General features: G+C 48.3%; 19 protein-coding genes. 1 reads left to right on the top strand and 18 read right to left on the bottom strand.

What is annotated here, in order from left to right:
* Together KOD92_RS24515 and KOD92_RS24510 are read right to left on the bottom strand one after the other, a co-directional pair.
* Positions 1-1,779: a type VI secretion system baseplate subunit TssF gene (locus KOD92_RS24515; RefSeq protein WP_215236262.1), complete on the bottom strand. Its 1,779-nt coding sequence runs from the start codon at positions 1,777-1,779 to the stop codon at positions 1-3.
* A gap of 404 nt (positions 1,780-2,183) precedes the next feature.
* On the bottom strand, positions 2,184-2,612 hold the full coding sequence (locus KOD92_RS24510; protein WP_215236261.1) for a GPW/gp25 family protein: 429 nt from the start codon (positions 2,610-2,612) through the stop codon (positions 2,184-2,186).
* A 77-nt stretch (positions 2,613-2,689) separates the two neighbouring features.
* Between KOD92_RS24510 and KOD92_RS24505 the strand changes: the two genes are divergently transcribed.
* Positions 2,690-3,457: a TssN family type VI secretion system protein gene (locus KOD92_RS24505; RefSeq protein ID WP_215236260.1), complete on the top strand. Its 768-nt coding sequence runs from the start codon at positions 2,690-2,692 to the stop codon at positions 3,455-3,457.
* Positions 3,458-3,460: 3 nt separating this feature from the next.
* On the opposite strand, the gene KOD92_RS24500 is transcribed toward KOD92_RS24505, so the two are convergent.
* From KOD92_RS24500 to KOD92_RS24420, 16 genes are all read right to left on the bottom strand, one after another.
* Positions 3,461-3,988 (bottom strand): hypothetical protein, encoded by a 528-nt coding sequence (locus KOD92_RS24500; RefSeq protein WP_215236259.1) that lies wholly within the window; start codon positions 3,986-3,988, stop codon positions 3,461-3,463.
* 84 nt (positions 3,989-4,072) lie between these two features.
* A complete protein-coding gene (tssD, locus tag KOD92_RS24495; protein ID WP_215236258.1) occupies positions 4,073-4,489 on the bottom strand; it encodes a type VI secretion system tube protein TssD in 417 nt (138 codons plus the stop codon).
* 43 nt (positions 4,490-4,532) lie between these two features.
* Entirely contained in the window at positions 4,533-6,329 is a 1,797-nt protein-coding gene (locus tag KOD92_RS24490; RefSeq protein WP_215236257.1) for a type VI secretion system Vgr family protein, read from the bottom strand.
* The gene (tssD, locus tag KOD92_RS24485; RefSeq protein WP_215236256.1) at positions 6,329-6,829 is read right to left on the bottom strand and encodes a type VI secretion system tube protein TssD; all 501 of its coding nucleotides are present in this window, start codon (positions 6,827-6,829) and stop codon (positions 6,329-6,331) included. The genes KOD92_RS24490 and tssD (KOD92_RS24485) overlap by 1 nt, the downstream gene beginning before the upstream one ends.
* Before the next feature lie 2 nt (positions 6,830-6,831).
* Positions 6,832-7,236 carry a type VI secretion system tube protein TssD gene (gene tssD / locus KOD92_RS24480; RefSeq protein ID WP_215236255.1) on the bottom strand — a complete coding sequence of 135 codons (405 nt, stop codon included), beginning with the start codon at positions 7,234-7,236 and terminating at the stop codon, positions 6,832-6,834.
* Between the two features lie 162 nt (positions 7,237-7,398).
* The gene (locus KOD92_RS24475; protein ID WP_215236254.1) at positions 7,399-8,760 is read right to left on the bottom strand and encodes a DUF5458 family protein; all 1,362 of its coding nucleotides are present in this window, start codon (positions 8,758-8,760) and stop codon (positions 7,399-7,401) included.
* Positions 8,761-8,922: 162 nt separating this feature from the next.
* Positions 8,923-9,372: a hypothetical protein gene (locus KOD92_RS24470; RefSeq protein ID WP_215236253.1), complete on the bottom strand. Its 450-nt coding sequence runs from the start codon at positions 9,370-9,372 to the stop codon at positions 8,923-8,925.
* Between the two features lie 45 nt (positions 9,373-9,417).
* Entirely contained in the window at positions 9,418-9,717 is a 300-nt protein-coding gene (locus KOD92_RS24465) for a PAAR domain-containing protein (RefSeq protein ID WP_215236252.1), read from the bottom strand.
* Between the two features lie 32 nt (positions 9,718-9,749).
* Positions 9,750-10,742, bottom strand: a complete 993-nt coding sequence (locus tag KOD92_RS24460) for a hypothetical protein (RefSeq protein ID WP_229254826.1) — start codon at positions 10,740-10,742, stop codon at positions 9,750-9,752.
* An 18-nt stretch (positions 10,743-10,760) separates the two neighbouring features.
* Positions 10,761-12,062 (bottom strand): OmpA family protein, encoded by a 1,302-nt coding sequence (locus tag KOD92_RS27490; RefSeq protein ID WP_229254825.1) that lies wholly within the window; start codon positions 12,060-12,062, stop codon positions 10,761-10,763.
* Positions 12,059-13,174: a hypothetical protein gene (locus KOD92_RS24445; protein WP_215236251.1), complete on the bottom strand. Its 1,116-nt coding sequence runs from the start codon at positions 13,172-13,174 to the stop codon at positions 12,059-12,061. The genes KOD92_RS27490 and KOD92_RS24445 overlap by 4 nt, the downstream gene beginning before the upstream one ends.
* A gap of 9 nt (positions 13,175-13,183) precedes the next feature.
* Complete coding sequence (locus KOD92_RS24440; protein WP_215236250.1) at positions 13,184-14,005, bottom strand: fibronectin type III domain-containing protein; 822 nt, start codon at positions 14,003-14,005, stop codon at positions 13,184-13,186.
* A 60-nt stretch (positions 14,006-14,065) separates the two neighbouring features.
* The gene (locus KOD92_RS24435) at positions 14,066-14,899 is read right to left on the bottom strand and encodes a hypothetical protein (protein ID WP_215236249.1); all 834 of its coding nucleotides are present in this window, start codon (positions 14,897-14,899) and stop codon (positions 14,066-14,068) included.
* 30 nt (positions 14,900-14,929) lie between these two features.
* Positions 14,930-15,547, bottom strand: a complete 618-nt coding sequence (locus KOD92_RS24430; protein WP_215236248.1) for a hypothetical protein — start codon at positions 15,545-15,547, stop codon at positions 14,930-14,932.
* Positions 15,544-16,458, bottom strand: coding sequence for a hypothetical protein (locus KOD92_RS24425; RefSeq protein WP_215236247.1), 915 nt, complete (start codon positions 16,456-16,458; stop codon positions 15,544-15,546). Before KOD92_RS24425 ends, KOD92_RS24430 begins: the two co-directional genes overlap by 4 nt.
* Positions 16,459-16,471: 13 nt before the next feature.
* Positions 16,472-18,976, bottom strand: coding sequence for an ATP-dependent Clp protease ATP-binding subunit (locus KOD92_RS24420; RefSeq protein WP_215236246.1), 2,505 nt, complete (start codon positions 18,974-18,976; stop codon positions 16,472-16,474).
* Positions 18,977-18,988 lie beyond the last annotated feature (12 nt).

Here is an 18,988-nt window from a genome sequence, read left to right as displayed (position 1 = left end):
TTATTTAGTTGCCAAAACCTTCACCGGATACATTCCCGTAGAGCGCCGCTGGATTTTCAATTGTAAGAGCTGACAGGCATCGCGCCATTCCGAATCGTTGCTCACATGCAAAGCAGGTTTCAAATCCACGATCAGGCAACGCATAAATCCCTGTCCAGGTAGGTTGCCCGGCATAAAACCAGACCTTACCTCGACACCCGACAGCCGATCGCCCATTTCGCCAAAACAAAATGCGCGAATATCTTCCAGGGTCACGAGCCTGTTGCCCGTGATAAGGTTTTTCCGGAGCTGCTGTACATATTCAGTTTCTTCCGGCTTGGGTTTTCCTCCCGCAGTTTTGGTCAGTAAAATCGTGTCCGCGCTACTCAGGCCCGAGGCGCTGTAAGTCTGCATTTTGGTACCCGCCGGAATTCCATTGGCAGTTTCAGAAGTGGTAGTCCAGTATGAAATGAAAAGTACGTCGGGATTTTTCTCTGCCTTGATCACCAGAAAAGGCTGTGCGGTAGTTTCGCTCGCTTTTTTCACGCCCAGTTTCTGCTCGATCCGCGCCATATTCTGTGCTATTTCCCGCAGCAGCGAAGCCAGAAAATCCTCTCCCACCGCATTGAATGCAGTAACTTCATCTTTCAGCAATTCCATTAAATGGTACAAAACAGCCTTCGCATTGCGCTCATCAAACCGGCCGACTCCCTGGTGCCGGACGGTGTAAGTACCCACCGTTTCTTCGTCCGAATAAGTGGCTTTTCCGGAAGGCGCGTAAGCCTGGTTTTTCTGGTTGATCACCGAGTTGACCGTTAGAAATGCATCGCTCGAAGGCAGCGCGATCCCGTTCAGGCCGGGCTGTAATCTGTATGTGAACTTGTGAAGCTGCATATTCAAAACCGGAAACGCATTGATTGCCACGGTTATGTTTTCAAAACCCGCTGCCGGAAACGACGACGGCCATTTCACTTTGATCCACGTAAGCGGCTTTTTGAGCATTTGCAAAGTCCGGCTGTCAAACTGCTGCTCAAATGCAGGCGGGTAAAATGCGGTTTCCAGTTTCCCTTTTTCCCAAACTTCATCACTGGCCAGATTCACAAAATTGTCGCTGTAAAGCAAAAGCTGGTGGTCGGCATCTTCCTGCAAGCCTGTCGACGCATTCAGTACCCTGCCATTTGCCTCCCAGGTGGTTTTGGGAAGAAATTCGCGGTAATCGTATCCCTTTATATCGTTGATCCAATCTATAAAAAACCGGAATCCGTTCCACGAAGTAACGCCCGGATCCACTTCCAGTCCGATCCACAATGCCTGTTCGGCACCTGCATGCGACCGGCTGTTGGCAGTGAGGATTCTTGCTCCTTTTTCCAATGCATATAATCCAGCCGGAGTAGCATAACTGGCCACGGCCGCATTGACGAGTGAATAGCTGCCCGCCGGAGCAAAAAACAGCTCATTAGATTCTCCTTTCCGTGCATTGGGCCGCTTACATACAAACTGGTTTTCCCGCTCCGTCCAGCCAAGCGGCTCCACCGGCCGGGCTTGCGCGATCGCAGCGCAGGGTTGCGGGCTGTTTTGTATCTGGGGTGACAAAACTTCCGCCAGGCGCGTCATCAAACGCAGCTCAGTACCTTCAATCTCGTGCCCTATCTTCTCAAATTCGACCGAGCAAGCCTCGATCAAAAGCCTCACCAGCGGGTCGAACTGGTCTATTTTAGATTCATCCAACCCCCAAAGCTCCGCCGAGCGCCGCAATAGGCGGCGGGAGATGTTTTCTTTTGTATAGTTGGCTGTTTGCATGTCTGTGGGGTTATGGTGGGAGTGGTTCGAAATGGTTCGGGATTGTTGGGAGTGGTTCGGAATTGTTTGGATTGTTGGAAATGGTTCGGAGTGGTTCGGGATTGTTTGCAGTGGTTCGGGATTGTTGGAAATGGTTCGGGATTGTTGGAAATGGTTCGGAGTGGTTCGGGATTGTTCGAGATAGTTCAGAGTGGTTTGGATCGTTAGGGATGGTTCGGAGTGGTTTGAAAATGCTGTTTGACTATAAATAACAACCTCGAACAACCCCGATCCACCCCGACCAATAAATGACGAAAAATGACGACCCCAATCCACCCAAACAATAAATGACCAAAAATGACCATCAATGACAACCCCGAACAACCCCGATCCATTCCGATCTACCCCGAACAATACCATCCCCCTTACTCAATCGACAAAGGCGAAATAAATATCCTTTCAAAAAACACGAAAGGCTCGTTGGTTCGGCGGATGGTGGCTTTGATCTCTATTCCGATCCTTTTGCGGATATAGTTGGTGCTTTTCGAAAGCATTTCGAATTCCTCCACTTCCACCCTTATTTTGGTATTGCTAAGGCGCGTTTCGTATTTGCCCACAGCTTCTTCCAGCGACTCGCGGATCAGGTCTTTCCATTTAATTTGAGACAAAACCGAGAAATCATGCTCCCAGAGTGCACAACCGTAGCCGCTGTCAAAACGCGACTCGTTGAAGTGGGTTACCATCAGCAAATACAAATGCTGGTGTATGGCCTCCCGTTCGGAACATTTGGGATGATTTTTGCCCGAAACAATGCGGTCGAGCGCGAGTGGCAATGCATAGTTCTGATCTTCCATCGGCGTTTAATAAAATGTGGTTGCTTTAATGAAAGTGTATCTTATTTTTGCCTCATATTCAACTGTCCCTGAACCGAATGAACCTTCCTTTTGTAAAAACCCCCACGCAGCGGCTGCAAGTACTTTATGCTTTGGTCCTCGTCGCTGTATTATTGCTGGTCGGGGCGCTGGGTTTCTGGATCACCGATTACCGCGATGCTTACCCGATGGCGATGGTCAGTTTTCTGGTGCTGGGTGTGTTGCACGTTTATCTATTGTCCCAATGGTTTGAACATCTTTTCGAAAACCGTTCTGCGAAAGCGATAGGGTTCACATTACTGATCTCGCTGCTTGCCGCGCTGGCCATTATTTTTCTATATCATAAACTCGCTCAGGATCTTTCCAAAGGTGTAGGAATGGCCACGGCACTGGTTGGTTTCCTGTTCCCGATTTTCGTTTCGCGGGTTTATCAGAATTATCTTGAAATCCCTTTAAAAGAATACAAAAAATGGTATTACCCGGTTGGTCAGCCGCTGCCGGATATGGATCTGCTGGACCTATCCAGGGTATTGGTTATTCAGTTTGAGTTTACTAAAAAGGTTAACGAAACTGCATTCACGAACTTCCGGGCAAAAGCACCGAATGCAATGCTCTTCGGTGAGCTTTTCTTTATTTTCTTAAATGATTACAACGACCGTAATCCCGGCAGCCCGGTTGAATATCTTTCGCCCGACGGCGCGCCTTATGGTTGGTTATTCTACAAAAAAAGCCCCTGGTACAAGCGCCGCAAATACATTGATCCCGATCTTACTTTTCAAGCCAACAATGTGCTGGATAATGAGACGATAGTAGCAGTAAGAGGCTGATTCTTACCAGTTTTGCCGGGAATCGTACTCGCTATATCCTTTGTACGAATCACTTTGCCTGATTTCCGTCATCAGGCTTGATGCATCCTGATTATCGACGCGATAAACCCCATCAATTGTAATACTGGCCGCTATTTTAGTCTGATATTTGAAATTGAGGGTAAACTGATTGTAATACATCCAGTAAACGCCAGCAGCGGTATAAGCGCAAGCCTCCTCCTCTGCAAAATCGTGTCTCCCAATCCCGTGATAGTCAATGATTGCGTGCGTGCATTCGTGTATAACAATACTCTTATTAGCATAATTATTTAACTTGAATCCGACCGGCAGCGTGATTTGATTGTGTAAATAGCTGCCTCCCCGCCCTTTAACCGTTTTCATTTGCAACTTGATTACTCCCGAAGCAATTCTATCCGCAATTGCCAGGTACATATCCGAACGGATCGGGTTTCCTCTCAATTCAAAATTAATCAGGCTAACAACCGGATCCTGTCTTAGGAAAGAGACCATTTCATCTTTAAGATTAGCCATTCCTGTTTGGTTAAAATAAAATCATCTTAATAACTCTGAAAAAGCATTTCGGCCGCCACGCAGGGCGCGACGGCCGAAAGTCTATTACCACCGATTTACATGCGGCGTACCGAAAAGCTTTACTTCCCGCGCGGATAATGTGAGGCTGGTCGTCATCGGCATGGAGCCCGTTTCGATAAAACTCTCGCTGTACTGCACGCAATACACGTCGGTCAGTTCCAGTTCTTTTTGAGTCTGCTCTTCGTCAACATTTTTGAAGACGATCTTCGCGCTCGACTTTTTTCCGTCCGGGTCTACCATCCATTCCCACAGGCTCTGGCTTTCGGAAACGCTCGACGAATCCACCTGTACGAATACAGTTCCGCCGTAAACTTTGGAAGAAACGCGGCCTTTATCGTCTATCGACTGGGATAAGGAATAGTTGCATGAAATCACTGAAATACCGTCGCCGGATGGACCACCGTCCCAGGTAAAATAGGCGTCAAAACTTGAAGCTGGCATAGTTGTAACTGTTTAAAAGTGAAAAAAATAGATTATGGATATATTAATTTAATTTGATCATGGTGCCCTGAACATTAATGAGCCCGCTGGATTTGATATCTGTGGCTGCGCCGCTTTCTATCGCAACCTCTGTCCCGCCTTCTATCTTGACCTCCGTACCGCCTTCGATCTTCACAGCCTGGCTCGCCTTCATCGAAATCTGCCCGGCCTGCACATCGAAACTGGAATCCGCTTTCATAGCAATGTTGTTCGAAGCTTCTACCTTCAGATCCTTGCATTTGATATGTACGAGGCCGTTCTCGACCTGCATTTTTATTTCCCCATCGTCTTTGAAACTGAATTGCAGAAAAGTATCCAGCTTATTCCGGTTGCTGATCTGAATTTTGGCATCCCCGTCTTTATCCAGAAAAACCACCATATTTCCCGACCGCGTGGCGATGATTTTCACGTCGTTATTATCCGAGGTATAAGCAATATCCTCTTCGGGTTTTGGGTAAAGACTTGTGAGTACAAAAGGATTTTCGGCTAAATTTCCTTCATAACCGATCATCACCATCGCCCCTATCTCCGGGACAAAATTGGTCCCCCTACCCTGTGAATTGTGCATGGTACCAACCCGCATCCAGATCGATTCCTGGTCCTGCTGCCGCGACTGGCCCCAAAAGAATTTCACCCGCACGCGCCCCAGCTGGTCACTATCGTCATTTGCGATCACCTCCGCCTGTTCGGTTTCGCCCAGCGGATTGGTCACAAAAGGATTATTAGGCGGATGCTGCGCCGATTCGGGAACTGCATTAAAACTATTCTGGTAACTCCCGGCAGTGTTGATCTCGTGGCGAATGTGTACAACCCGGTATTTCCCAAAATTCTCTTCATAAGCTTCCCCGCGCTCATTCAGCCGCTGCCCTTTTACTGCCAGCACCGTCCCGACGCTGATCGTGGGTGTTTCGCCGCTTCCTCTGAAATCGACCATCGAGGTAACCCGTGCCGAGCGTTCCATTTTCGTAAGTTCGTCCACTTCACTCTGTCCGCTGATAATTTCCGGCGCAGGTAGCAATGCAGTTTGGGTAAAAAGGGTGTCCGATTGTTCCAATGCAAACTCGCTGAGCGAAGTAAGCCCGTCGACCTGCTGCTGGGCAGACTGTCCCGTAAAAGCTTCCGGAACTGTATAATTGTATCCCTCAAAACTGAATGCAGCCGGTTGCAGCTTCAATGCAACATCGAAATTCTGCAAGCCGTCGACCAGAAAATCAACTTCCGCCCCGCCGTTTCCGTGGCCCAGTACCAGCTCGCGGCCGTTATAGTAAAACCACTCGCAGCAGCGATCCGCGACGCGGCTCAGAAATTTGTAATTGCTCTCATTATATTGGGTAAAAGGCACTGCACGGCCGCCGTTTTCAGGATTAAGCTGCTTTCTGAGTAAATTCTGAGGGTAAGGCTGCAATACCGCATTGAATATATCCTGCACGGTACCTCTCAAAAACGACCTCCTCTGAACCGAATCTTCCATGACGATCGTCGGACTGTACCCTTTCAGCACGAATGCACTGCTCATATCGCTCAGGCTTCGCAGCCGGATCTCGGTCAGAATACCCTGGAATGTAAAGTCAAACGATTCCTGACCAAGCCGCGGGCTAAATGAAAAAGTGATCTTTTTGCCCATTACCGCGCGGTGCGCTTTGTTGAAAAAATGCTCTCCTGCATCTTCCAGCTGATCAAAAGGTACCAGCAGCTCAAACCAGTGGTGCGCAAAAAGATCCTGCTCGATCACCAGCCCCAGGTGCCGCGTGATCTGCACGCCGCCTTCGATCTCAATGGAAGTATTAACCTGTCGTGCCATTAACTTTTGATTTCAACCTGACCAATTTTCACTTTCCCCGGGAGCAGTACCAGCTCGTACACCAGCGCCAGACTACTGTCACGCACGAAATAATCCTTGCCTCTGTGCTGCGGCATATAATCTTCTGCATTAGGCACATGCGCGATCTGGTATCCCCGCATGGTAGACTGCCGGGCTGCAAAAGATTCCCTGAAACCCACACAATACGCGTCCTCAAACTCCATTTTCCGCAACAGCTGTGAATCGTTGTCATACTTGAACTCGATCTGCCCGCTCAGCTGCCGGTCGTTTTTAAATGCCCAATCGTACAGCAATGCGAAATCATCGTTTTGGGTCGGCGAAATTGTCATTCTGATCAGTCTAGCCTTGGGCGCGTCGGTCGGACTTCCGCGTTCGTCGGCATTGCGGTTGCAACCGTAGGACACTTTTTTGACTAAAAACTTCTTCCCGTCCAGCGTAAAATGCGCTTCAACTCCGATAGTAGCATCCTGCTCAGCCATTTCTAAAAGTTTTCCAGTTTAGCCTCATCGATTTCCACGCTCGAAGCAGTGATAGTCAGGCAGGTAATGAAGTTTTGCAGCCGGTTCGTGAGTTTCTTATCCATATCATCGGTACCATCGTCAAACATCTCCAAAAACTCGGTACAAACTGCTTCCTTGAAACTCAGCGTTTTGAAAGGTCCGTTTTCACCAAACTGCTCCACCGACAGATCATATTTCTGCGAAGGCTTATTCGCCCATTCGATCAAAAAATCATCCATCACCATTTCCAGCTCCACATATAGATGCGCCCATTGAATAGGCGAAGTGATCGACATCGCATCATCCACCGTCTGATGCAGCTCAAACCGCATGAACATCACGCTATATTCGTGATCTTCAATGTGCATTGTGCTTGCGTAGGACATTTTTTAATTTTGAATGATTGAATGATTGAATGAATGAATGACTGAATGACTGAATGACTGAATGACCGGGTCCGTAGTACGGCGAGTAATGCTTTTACTTTATTCCTTCCTCCATTCCTCCATCCTCCCAATATTCACTCATTCGATCATTCAATCATTCAATCATTGCTGCGCATACTCCGCCGCCCATGCTGCCGCGTCCAGATCGTCGCCTTTCTGCCCTGTCAATGCGATCATGAAGTTTTTGGCTGGGAAATAGGGGACCATGTGGATATCGAGGTACACCTTATCCTTCTGGTTTTTATCCTGCTCAAAACGCATTACACTGAACTTTTCGATCAGTTTGCCCGGGCCGGTTACGCTGTCGAGGAACTTAATGATCTGCTTTTTCAGGTCGTTTTTAGTATTGTAATCGAAGTTTTCAAAAGCCCGACGGTTGAGAAAATCGATCAGTACTTTGGTGATATAATCAAATACCCGCACGACGGAATAGGTTTGTAAACCCACGTTATCGCCGTTGAAAAGTGTCTTCGCCGAAAACGCCATTACCTTGCTGTATTCATTCACCATCGGGATCAGCCCCATTTTTTCAAGATCCGCGATCTCCGATTTTTTGAGCGGAAAACGCACACCGTCCACTTCACTGAGGGTACCATGCTTTTTACCCGCCGCCACCTGCGACATCAGGGTTTTATAAACATTGCCCGCCAATGCCGTAGAAGGTGGTAAGTACAAATCCTCCTCTTCGCCCAGATCAGCGTGCTTCGCCCTGCCTACCAGCCAGTTACAGGTCATCATCACATTGGATAAATGCGCCGCGCCGCCTGTCAGGTTTGCCGATTCAAATAGCTCCATCACGTCTTCCGGCGCATCGAGGTGCATGAAGTCGGTAAGCAGCATTGTTTTGTTCTGATGCGCCAGTTTCGCCCATTTGTCCACCACTTTTCCCGAACCCAGGTAACCCGGCACATTCAGGATCGAATAGTTTTCGCGCAAATCGAGCCGGTCGAACTTCGCAGCCAGCTCTTCTCCCACCGCGTCAATGAATGTCGTAACGTCCAGGTCCTGCAATTGGTCTGGCGCCGCATTCAGGAACGTCACATTCTTCACTTTTTCCTGCTCGGTATTCTTGAAAAACATCGCCACAGAACGGTACGATTGTTCCAGAGGCCGCACTGTTTCCACTGCTTTTCCGAGGTTTTCCTTCAATAGTTCCAATGCGGTATCAGCCTGTTTCTGACCCATTTCGATCATATCAGGAACGGAATCGCCACTGCTCAGCAGCTCGGTCCAGAGTTCCAGCCGCTTTTTCAGCTGCTGTCTTTCTTTCTTCTTATCAGCCTCGGTGAGAAATATCTTCTTCCGCGCCTTTTTTTCAGGATTAATATTCGCGGCGCCTTCGATAATAGTCTCTACAAGGTCATAACTGCCATATTTCGCCAGAAGCGGCAATCCCGTTTCCAGCGGCACCGCAGTGCGTTCTTTGAATGCCGGGGCGATGTCTGTTTTTTGTTCAGTGGACATGTTTTTAATGTTGAATGATTGAATGATCGAATGATTGAATATTTATTCTAATGAGTGAATGAGTGACCGGGGCGATGAGTGAATGAGTGAGTGGCAGGGTCGCCGTTGCGAGAGAGAACTTTTTATTCAGTCATTCACTCATTCAATCATTCAATCATTGAACTACCCCGCCTCCTCCAACTCATTGATCAGCGTCTGAAATACACCTAGCAATGCGGCTTTCGCTTCTGGCTTTTCGAGCGCGGCTTTTAATATCTTGTTTACTTTCAAATGCCTTACTACCTGCTGGTAGGCTTCACTTCGCGCGTCTAGATCCTGTAAGAAGGCGCTTTGGGCGATAATGCCTTTTTTACCAAAATCACCCAGATTTTTGAACCGGAGATTCTCATTGATAAAGCTTCCGTCCTGTGTGATGAACTCTACCTCTGCCTCTGGCTGGTAATGTGCAAAAACCTCTTCGGTCGTTTTCAGGTCGTAAACCATCTCGGGGCGCGGCGAGGGATCGCCCGTAAGCTGCGTGGCAAAAAGAGTTCTGTTTTGTGGGATATCCGCAATGCCTTCGCTCGACTGGTCGATCTTGCGTTCATTACCCCCTATTCCGTAGTTGAACATACTGGTATCTGGTTAAGAGTAAATTTTATAGTTAGTATTTGATAATCAACCTATTAAAACTGTCGGGCAGCCCTGCATGATCGTGCCGCCATGCGCCGTCGAGTCGCCCATTCTGGCAGCTGGCTTGCCACCGATCATCACCGTCACCGAGCCTGTTACAATCGTGTCCGGCGGACCAACGCACACACACATATCTCCAGTACAAGCTGCCGGCGCGCCCCCGATCAGCACCAGCGGCACCCCAGGCGGTAAAACCGGCCCACCCACGTGAGGTACCGGCGGAGTTCCCGGCGTGACCATCGGACAAAAATGCATATCGCCGATTCGGGCTGCTGGTTGGGACATGGTTGTTGGTTTTTGGCTAAAAAGCCGACGCCTCATTTCACTTTCTTAAAATCAAAGATCGAGCTCAGCGAAACGCCAATTCCTACTGCTGCTGCACCGATTGAGATGTACACGCCGGGTTTTGCATAGCTGGTCAGGCCCTCGGGATTGGCTATTTTTTCTTTATAATCTTTATAATCCTTATTCAGCATCGAATAGGTTACCGCGCCAAATGCAAGCGCAGCTACACCTGCTCCCAGCTTGATCGCCCCCCATTTACGCGCCTGCCTGATCTCCGCCTGGTTTACCTGACTGATCTGCTCCGAAACACGCTCGGCTTGCTTCGTATCCTGCTGGCTTACAGCTGGTTTCTTTTCCATTTGCTGCGCCACTACCGGCTCTTTTTTCTTTTGTAAAGAATCGTAAGTCGCAGAAGGAGCGGGGTTTACCGGCGCAGATTTTGCGTTTTCAGAAGAATTGAATGCGACGCGCGTCAGGTACACGATCCAGTCGTTGCCCGATTTATCGGCCCGCAGCTCAGCCACGCGGGTAATAGGCTGGTAAGGTGTATTGTCCTTATTGCTTTTCCCTTTGAAATGCTGCGTGTAAAATACTTTGACAAAAGGGTATTTATCCACCTTCACATCGCCTACGACCAGGTTTGTAAACTCAATGGTATTCGTCTCCGATTTGACATAAAACAGGTCAAAATTACTGAGGTACTTCTCGATCGGCGTGTCCAGTCCCGGTGCGCTTACCTTGTGTTTCGGGTCAACATCGTCTTCCACGATCACGCCATCGTTTACAAAAATCTGGTCGTTACTGGGCATGTAACTGTTCATCATCAGGTACTTGCGCTCATAATTACTCAGGTCCTCATTCGCGATCGCATTCAGCAGATCGTTCAGTCCCTTTATCCTTTCCCGCGCCAGCACCCGAATTTCATCAGCGTCCTTTCGGCTCAGCGTTTGCGCGCTCGTTTGATTAGATAAAAATGCTGCTGCCACCAGCAAAAAGCAGGTATTTTTGATCAAAAACTTTTTCATCGCATTCATAAGTTTCAATTACTTTTTCTCGGATAAATCAATAATCTGCACTTCCACGCGCCTGTTCAGCCGGCGGTTTTCTTCCGTATCATTCGGCCGCACCGGATGCTTGCTTCCCATTCCCGCCGCTGTGATCAGTTTTTCGGAAACACCTTTATTGATCAGATATCTCGTTATCACTCTCACGCGGTATTCCGATAATGTGAGATTCAGGTTCGGATTACCGACATTATCTGTGTGTCCGGTGATTTCCAGCCCCTTATCCTTATTATTTTGAACAAAAAGTGCGAGTGAATCCAGGTAATCACGCGATTGCGGCGGCAGTTTGTAATCGCTTCTTGGAAAATAAAGCGTCTTCCCGGACACATTTCCCAGCTCGGTTTTCGGGTTTTCTTTTACTGGTAAAACCGCTTTTCGGTCGGGAATTCGTAAAGATTTAAGTGTCAGACCCTCTTTCAATGAAGCGACCGCCGTACTGAAATCCGCCTGATCTGTACCGCTCACACCGAAACTGTACGACTTGCCCGGTGCGACTTCCGCAAAATAATGCCCGTCGTTAATGCGGTTCAGCGGAACAATAAGCCGGCTGTCCTCCACCAGCTGCGCGCGCGTTCCCTGCTGCGCATTGAGGATATTGACCGACAAAAAGGTATGCTGCTTACTCAGTTTAATAATGTAAGTCCGCGGTTCCTGATCGGTTTTATCCAGAATCAGGTTGCCATTGTAGGCTTGATAACCGGCGGACTTCACTTCCACGGCTACGATATCTTTCTCAGTGAATACAATCTCGGCAGTCGGCCTGGTTACGAGCAGACTGAAACAATCTTTCTTTTCTTTTTGGGTAAAATAAAGGCAAATATCCGCCGCCAGCGACTGGTTCGATAATGCATCCCGCACCTCAATGCGCCTGATAATGGAAGTCGGTGTGCGAACGGAATCTTTGAGCTCAAAGTGCTTTTGCTCCGATTGCGCATAAGGCTCGTCGCTGGTTTGCTTCCCAAGCGGCATCAATGCAAATGCTACGAAATAGGTACCTTCCGTTTTTCCGTCACTGTTTAGCGGAATGTGCAGCGACTGGTATTGCGGCGCTTCAATCGTAAGTACAGACACATTGCAGGGCATTTCCACATTGAAGATACCCGAGGAATCAGTCTTACCCAGCCTCACTTTTCCCTGATCTGTTTTGGCTGACAAACTTGCTTTCAATGCCTCCGAGCCGCTGATATCCGTCACTTTTCCGGCCAGGAAACCGCATTGGGCGTAGGCAGTGGCGCTTCCTATCCACAAACAAAAAGCCAATATGTGCTGACCGTATTTCATTTGTCCTCGCTGGTTTCGACCCCGATATTTCCTAACAAAACCTCCCAGTTCACCGTATCTTTTCCATCGATGGTTTTCTGATACGATTCCAGTTTTACGCGAATATTTTTCTTGGTAATATCCCCGTAAGCCACTTTCCCATTCGCTGCAAATCCTTCAAAAACCTGCTGCGCCGCGATAATCCCGTAGTAATTCCCGTCATTCTCCTGTTTCAGCTCGCTCACGTATTTCACTTCATTCCAGGTGATGTTGATCTTGCTGTAAGGCAGCAGTTTCAGCCGATTCAGATACTCTTTGACAGGGTATTTTTTTACACCTTTCGGAGAACTCACAGCGACTGTGGCCTGCGGCTCAAATAGGCTAAGAGCCTGTTGGACAGCTTTATTCTTTTCATCCGACTTCATACTTTTATCTCCGATAATGCGCAGGTAAGAAGTAAATTCATCCACCCGCCGGATCCCTTTTGCACTGTATTCCTTGTATTCCGTGTCCGACAGAAAAGGTTTCGGCTTCTCTTTCGGTACCTGCGGCTGCTCCTTTACGGCCACTGGTTTCTGAGGTTTATCCTCAGCCTTTTTCACAATCTCCTTTTCCTTTTTTTCAATGTCTTTATGGGCCAATGCAAGCAATGGGGCCACATCTACAACGTCACGCAGTATCTCGTGGCGGCCGTCCCGGTAGATCACCATGGCAACTTCTTCTTTATTGATCGAAGCAGGGTTTCCCTCGCCCGTGAGGTAGTTGATCACATCGTCGCTTTCATAGGATATTTTACCCGAAATCACAGTGAGCGGAACACTTTTGACGATAATATCCTGGCTCACATTCCGCGGCGGCGCTTTGTAAAATGCCTCGATCTGCGTTTGCGCCTTGTTATTGTTTTCATTGAGTTCCGAAATCACCATAAACTGGCCGCTGGAAGAGAATACGATCAAAAACCGCTTTCTGTGATAAATCCGCGGGATACCGTCGGCGGCGATCCATTCCAGTTTGCTATCCATCGCGCGGCTCAGCTTCGCCTGCACCGGGTTGCCATTATCCAGCCAGATCCTGTCCTGGGCTTTGGAAAACACCGCAGCAAAAATCAGTAAAAGCATTAACAGATATTTCATAGCATTACCTCAATTATCATAGGTTACCAGGCTCATTACCAGCGCGTCAGTCGTCGCCGATTCGATTCTCCACCTGCCGTAGCGCCCTTCTATTGTTTTGAATACAATCACCGTATTCACACTTTGCGCATTGACAATAAACGACACTCCTTTCGCATCATAATCCCGGACTTTTAGCAGTGCGTCGTAGATCAAACTATTGAAATCAATCACACCCATATTCTTCACAATCAGACCATTAGCTGCTGTAATAGCGAGTACTGTACCACGGCCGGAAATCGAATAGATATCGATGACCGCGTCCGACTGCCTGGTTTCTGATGCGCTCACAGTCCCGTTATCCAGATCAAAATAGCTCCCTTCACTTCTTTTAAGAGTGATTGATTTTTGGTTGAAACGCTCGGTTGGTGCGTTGGTTGTTTTAGCTTTCAATATCTCACTGTAACCCACACCACCGCCTTCATTCCGGGCGTATAATGCTACATAGTAATCCGTATTTGCTGCTAACCCGGATATTTCTCGTTCAATTGTGATTGGCAGGTTTTCGGCTACACTATCCAGTTTTATCACCGTGCCGGTTTCTGTATTCAGGTTCTCATTTTTACCATAAACAAGCCCGTATTCAAGAATTTTGCCACTTTTTTTCTCCTGGCGATCGTTCTTACTGGCGGGTTCCTGGATATCGCCTTTGACTGTAATCTGAGTCCTCCCGGCAAATACCAGCTCTAATGCCGAGAACGTCGGCGGCAGCGGGTCCACCGGGCCGAAAACTTCGCAGCCGACGAGCAATACGATCAATCCTATCCAACTTTTACCTAAGATTTTTTTCATAAAATATAAGGTTTCCCCCTACTGGTTTTGCCTGACTATTATCTATATACGTTACTATTTTCAGTTGCTTGTGTAAGTGGTAATCGACACGCCCATATTGCCAGAGTACACATCGAGATCGTTCCGTTCCATTCCTTTCGAATTGATCCGCATCTTTCCGAAATGCCCTTCATTAGTCACGTAGGCGAGCACAGTGCCGTTGAAAAGTTTATTCTCCCTGGTGGTGTAGCTTCCATTTACAAAATCAGCCGTGTATTTAAGACCAGTCAGATCTGAGTATTTCAATGCTTTAAAATCAGTACCGGTCGGCATGACGAAGAATTTGGCTCCATTTCTTGGGTAAATACCCGCCGGCTGCCCGTAAGGGTACCAGTACATATCTTCGGTTCCGTCCTGCGATTGCAAATGCCCGGTTTCCAGGTCGTAAGTATTTGAGAAATTCATGATAAATGTAGTATCCTGCATGATCGATGGTTCACTGGCTTTGAATGATGTTACCGGCCCGTAAGTGATACCGCCACCTTCATTTACCGCATACACCCGGATGTAGTAAGTTTCGTCTGAGGAAAGCCTTGTGATCCGGTCTTCCCAATTGTAGGGAGAAGCTGTAATCGTCTCGCCGCCCTGCTCCACGTAACCGTTTTCGATCGTAGGCTCGTCGAGTATCCCATACACAAACCCGAAATCCTTAATTTTTCCGCTCTTTTTCTCCTGCCTGCTATTCTTCGCATCCGGGTCTGAAACCTGCGCACTTACCCGGACCTGGTTATTCGAAACTTCCACAATGGTCACCTCCGAAACCTGCGGTACCAGCGCATCAACCGGCAGGAACATATTGCATCCGTCGAGGCAGGCCGCGAGGCTGATTAAAACTATATTTGTTATCCTTTTCATTTTCGAATATTTACCGGTTGCCGTAACACATCACTCGGCCCACGAGTCAAGGCTTTCCATGTAACTTGCAAAAGTCCTTTTCAAAATGCCCGGATAAGGCCGGTTGACCCTGATCCCCCTGCTTGTTGAATGAGGCGGGAATCTGAACATATCGCCTTCCCAGTCTCTGTTAATGTATTGCATGGCGTCGGCGCAGTACACATTGGCACCGGTTGCATTGGCGATATGCTGTAACATCAGCTTTCCATCTCCCCAGCCACCCACTTTCGCTGGATCGCTATTGGCGGCTGAGCAGGACAGGAACACAATATTGCTCAGCTTGCAAGGCGCCCATTTTCTGAACAAAAAATCATTGGTAACATCTATTAGCTCTTGGCCTAGCGCAAGCCCGAAACCGCCCACTTTCTGCGGCAGCGAATAACCCGCCACCATCGACATGCCGTTGTAACCATTACTGTTTGTGGTACTTATGCCGTGGACGATGATAAAGACATTCGTTATTTTTCTTGATGAAATGATATTAAATGCAGTCTGCAGAATGCCCTCAGTACTATCTGCCCCGGCATTGAAGTAAAGACTCTCCTGTGCGTCAAACTGGTTACTTCCCGAGAAGTCCAGATCACAAATAAGCAACCGATCCGCTTTCATAGTCCAAAAAGTGATTTCAACATCCAAAGATTTCCGCCTACATGTATCAGTTCTCCGTTGTCCCAGTAACCTATCATCTGCGGTGTGCTAAGTGTGGGAGTAAAATTTACCAGTTGATCTTCGTGATTTTGCCGGATCAGGTGTCCCCTCAGCCGCTGGTTCCAGGGCTTGGCAAACTTGGCCGACTGCGCCCTGCCTACACCCAACAGCGTATCCGCGTCATCGACGTTGTTAAATCCATAATCCCGCATATCATTCCCGGTTCCACCTACATGGTCTAGTTCGAGAATATGGCCAAATTCATGCGCCGCAGTGTTCCTGACATAATCCACCGCGTGTGCAACGCCATTGATCCTGCTCACTGCGGATTCTGACCTGTACCTGTGCGGCATCCACGAAAACATATCCGTTTCGACATCACTTCGATTGAAACAGCCGGTTTTTGGTACAGCCGTTGTGTTGATAAAGCTTCTGAAAGTATTTGGTTTTTTGCGGGTATTAAAGATCGATAATGCCACGTGCGCCTGAGCGGGCGAAGTCTTTACGATGTCCATTGACAGTCCGCAAACGATTTTTGCAGGAGTCAATCCCTTTGACGATTTGTACCATGGACGGTTTGGAACGAGATCAAATTTTTTATCCCAGTAGTTCGTGATCACTTTTTGATACTCATTCTCAAAGTCTTGCCACTCCGCCATTGTCCAGGGATTCGCCTGATATTTGTATCCGCTCGACCTATCCGTAATAGTCCCCTTACCGTCGATAATCAGGTCATCGAATATCCCGCGGTCGGTAGGCTCTACTTTCCGCAGGTGTACACGCACCTGGATCGTCAGCTGCAATGTATTATCATCCAGCGGCAACAAAACCGAATCCCAGTTTGTGGATTTATAAGAAATCAGATAATGCATAATTACTGCTTTTTTAGATTTGCTCAATTCCCTGTAATACTTCCTGTTGCTCAGTCTTTCGGGTATTCCACAACACTTCATTTTCCCCCGAAACACTCAGTTCGATCACCGACCCTTTTCCCACTTCACCCGAAATGATCATCCGGCTGATCGGCCGGCGTAGCATATTCCGGATCACGCCTTTCAATGGTCGTACTCCGTATCTGGGTGTAAAACCCTGCATGGCAATGTGTTTTCTGGCTTCGTCGGTCAGATGCAGAGAGATACCCTGCTTTTCCATTAAATCGGTGAGGCTGCGCAAATGAATGTCAAAAATCTTCACCACGTTTTCTTCCGAAATAGGCGCGAAAGGCACGATTTCGGTTAATCTGGCAAGAAATTCGGGGCGGAAATATTTAGCCATGATCTCCATCAGATCAGACGATTTTGGAATACCGCCTTTATTAAATTCCTGCACAATATGCTCCTGCCCGATATTGGAGGTAAAAAGGATCACCGCATTTGAGAAATCGCCTTCCTTACCGAGCCGGTCGTGCAGCTTACCTTCGTCGAGTATTTGGAGAAAAAGGTCAAAAACAGACGGGTGCGCTTTTTCTATTTCGTCAAAAAGAACGACTGAATAGGGTTTTTGACGGATTTTGTTCACTAGTAAACCGCCTTCCTCGTAACCGACGTATCCCGGAGGCGCGCCGTATAGAAGTGCTGCCGAATGCTCTTCCTTAAACTCCGACATATCAAACCGGATCAAAAAAGATTCGTCATTGAACAGAAAATCGGCCAGTGCTTTCGCTATCTCCGTTTTTCCGGTACCCGTGGGCCCTAGCAGAAAAAAGGAACCGATCGGCTGTCCCGCTTTGATCAAACCCGATCTCGACTCCAAAATCGCTTCGCTCAACGCTTTCACCGCCTGGTCTTGTCCGACCACCCTTTTTTTCAAAACTTCATCGATTCCCAGCAGCTTATCACGTTCCGAACTTTGCAGCTTACCAAGTGGAATTCCCGTTTTATGCGAGATCACCGCGGCTATTTCATTTTTACCTACAAAGTCAGTGCGTTGCGTCGCAAGCTGTTGTAATGCAATGAGTTTGGTATTCAATTCTGTGTAAATACCCTCGGCCGTCTCCATTTCGGGCGCGTCGATCTGGTCCAGTTTCCCGATCAGCAGCGGGCTGAGCCGGTTACCGAGCTGGCGTGCAAACCATTTCAGTTCGTGTACCCTTTCCGCCTCGTCGATCGCCATTAATGCATTCAGATCGTTTTGCAATGAAACCAGCTCCTGCTCAGAAACCTCGTCCATGAGCCGCATTGCGGCCATTGTTCTGTCTAGCAGATCCAGCGCCACGTCGGGCAGCCGGCGTTCTTTAATATATCTTTTCGAAAGCTTAACCGCCTCTGCCGCAACTCCCGGCGCTATTTTAATACCGTGGTGCGCCTCGTACGAAGGCAGAATGTGCTCGATCATGCGCGTCGCGGTCGCTTCGTCGGGTTCTGCTACGTGAAGTACCTCAAACCGGCGGGAAAATGCTTCATCCTTTTCAATGTATTTCCGGTATTCTTCCGGCGTCGTGGCCCCGATCAATGTTAGCTCCCCTCTTGCCAGTTCGGGTTTCAGAAGCTGCGCTACTCCGGCACCTACAGAGCCTTTCGGATCGAGCAGCATGTGGATTTCGTCAATGAACAAAATCGCCTTATCGAAGGCTTTGATCTCATTCAAAATCCCTTTCAGTCTTTCCTCAATCTCACCTTTGTAAGATGCGCCTGCTACCAGCGCGCCGGTGTCCAGTTCAAGCAACTTTGCATTTTGGAGCAACTGAGGCACTTTTTTGTCGAATATCAGTTTTGCAAAACCTTCTACCAATGCTGATTTCCCTACACCCGGCTCGCCTGTGAGGATCACATTAGGCTTGCTTTTACGGCCCAGTATTTCGGCCATCTGCCTTATCTCGTTATCCCGCCCGATCACCGAGCCGATCTTACCTTCGGCTGCATTGCGCGTTTTGTCTGTGGTGTATTTTTCAAGATTCGATGTTCCTGCCTGCGTTTTGGCAGTTTGTCTGGCAACTTCACTTCCCTGCTCCCTGCCATTTTCACTGGCCGAAGTAGTGGTTTGTGTGTGCATAGCCAGCACTTCTTTTTGCGTAAGCGGCAATGATTTGAGCTGATCCGATGAAAATCCGACACCCGGTTTCAGTATCGCGGCCAGTGTGCTCAGCGGATCTGTATCGGTATTCAGTTGGAGCGAGATCAATGCAGCCAGTTCCAGCGCAGCAGCTGCGGCTTCGTCGGCGGCCGGATTTTCGGGCACTTTAATGGATTTGGCGCATTCTTCCAGCCGCACTTCGGCCCAGTCACGCAGGTAAGCAATATCTTTTCCCGCCGTCACCAGCTCGGAAGCCAGCCCAACATCATTATGCAGCAGGCCCATTAAAAGATGCGGCGCACCGAATTTTTCCTGGCGGTACTCCCGTGCAAGTGCCTGTGCGACAGTGATTGCGTATTTTAGTGCTTCGGTTTGCATTGATTCTGGATT

This window comes from Dyadobacter linearis, from assembly GCF_907165045.1.
Classification (GTDB): domain Bacteria; phylum Bacteroidota; class Bacteroidia; order Cytophagales; family Spirosomataceae; genus Dyadobacter; species Dyadobacter linearis.
This window is presented reverse-complemented; position numbering and strand designations above follow the sequence as displayed.

Bases quoted from the DNA above. Each gene is read 5' to 3' on its own strand.
- KOD92_RS24500 (WP_215236259.1), bottom strand. From the start codon at position 3,988: ATGGCTAATCTTAAAGATGAAATGGTCTCTTTCCTAAGACAGGATCCG.
- KOD92_RS24490 (WP_215236257.1), bottom strand. From the start codon at position 6,329: ATGGCACGACAGGTTAATACTTCCATTGAGATCGAAGGCGGCGTGCAG.
- KOD92_RS24515 (WP_215236262.1), bottom strand. From the start codon at position 1,779: ATGCAAACAGCCAACTATACAAAAGAAAACATCTCCCGCCGCCTATTG.
- tssD (WP_215236256.1), bottom strand. From the start codon at position 6,829: ATGGCTGAGCAGGATGCTACTATCGGAGTTGAAGCGCATTTTACGCTG.
- tssD (WP_215236255.1), bottom strand. From the start codon at position 7,236: ATGTCCTACGCAAGCACAATGCACATTGAAGATCACGAATATAGCGTG.
- KOD92_RS24460 (WP_229254826.1), bottom strand. From the start codon at position 10,742: ATGAAAAAGTTTTTGATCAAAAATACCTGCTTTTTGCTGGTGGCAGCA.
- KOD92_RS24435 (WP_215236249.1), bottom strand. From the start codon at position 14,899: ATGAAAAGGATAACAAATATAGTTTTAATCAGCCTCGCGGCCTGCCTC.
- tssD (WP_215236258.1), bottom strand. From the start codon at position 4,489: ATGCCAGCTTCAAGTTTTGACGCCTATTTTACCTGGGACGGTGGTCCA.
- KOD92_RS24425 (WP_215236247.1), bottom strand. From the start codon at position 16,458: ATGCATTATCTGATTTCTTATAAATCCACAAACTGGGATTCGGTTTTG.
- KOD92_RS24505 (WP_215236260.1), top strand. From the start codon at position 2,690: ATGAACCTTCCTTTTGTAAAAACCCCCACGCAGCGGCTGCAAGTACTT.
- KOD92_RS24420 (WP_215236246.1), bottom strand. From the start codon at position 18,976: ATGCAAACCGAAGCACTAAAATACGCAATCACTGTCGCACAGGCACTT.
- KOD92_RS24430 (WP_215236248.1), bottom strand. From the start codon at position 15,547: ATGAAAGCGGATCGGTTGCTTATTTGTGATCTGGACTTCTCGGGAAGT.
- KOD92_RS24440 (WP_215236250.1), bottom strand. From the start codon at position 14,005: ATGAAAAAAATCTTAGGTAAAAGTTGGATAGGATTGATCGTATTGCTC.
- KOD92_RS24475 (WP_215236254.1), bottom strand. From the start codon at position 8,760: ATGTCCACTGAACAAAAAACAGACATCGCCCCGGCATTCAAAGAACGC.
- KOD92_RS24445 (WP_215236251.1), bottom strand. From the start codon at position 13,174: ATGAAATATCTGTTAATGCTTTTACTGATTTTTGCTGCGGTGTTTTCC.
- KOD92_RS27490 (WP_229254825.1), bottom strand. From the start codon at position 12,062: ATGAAATACGGTCAGCACATATTGGCTTTTTGTTTGTGGATAGGAAGC.
- KOD92_RS24465 (WP_215236252.1), bottom strand. From the start codon at position 9,717: ATGTCCCAACCAGCAGCCCGAATCGGCGATATGCATTTTTGTCCGATG.
- KOD92_RS24510 (WP_215236261.1), bottom strand. From the start codon at position 2,612: ATGGAAGATCAGAACTATGCATTGCCACTCGCGCTCGACCGCATTGTT.
- KOD92_RS24470 (WP_215236253.1), bottom strand. From the start codon at position 9,372: ATGTTCAACTACGGAATAGGGGGTAATGAACGCAAGATCGACCAGTCG.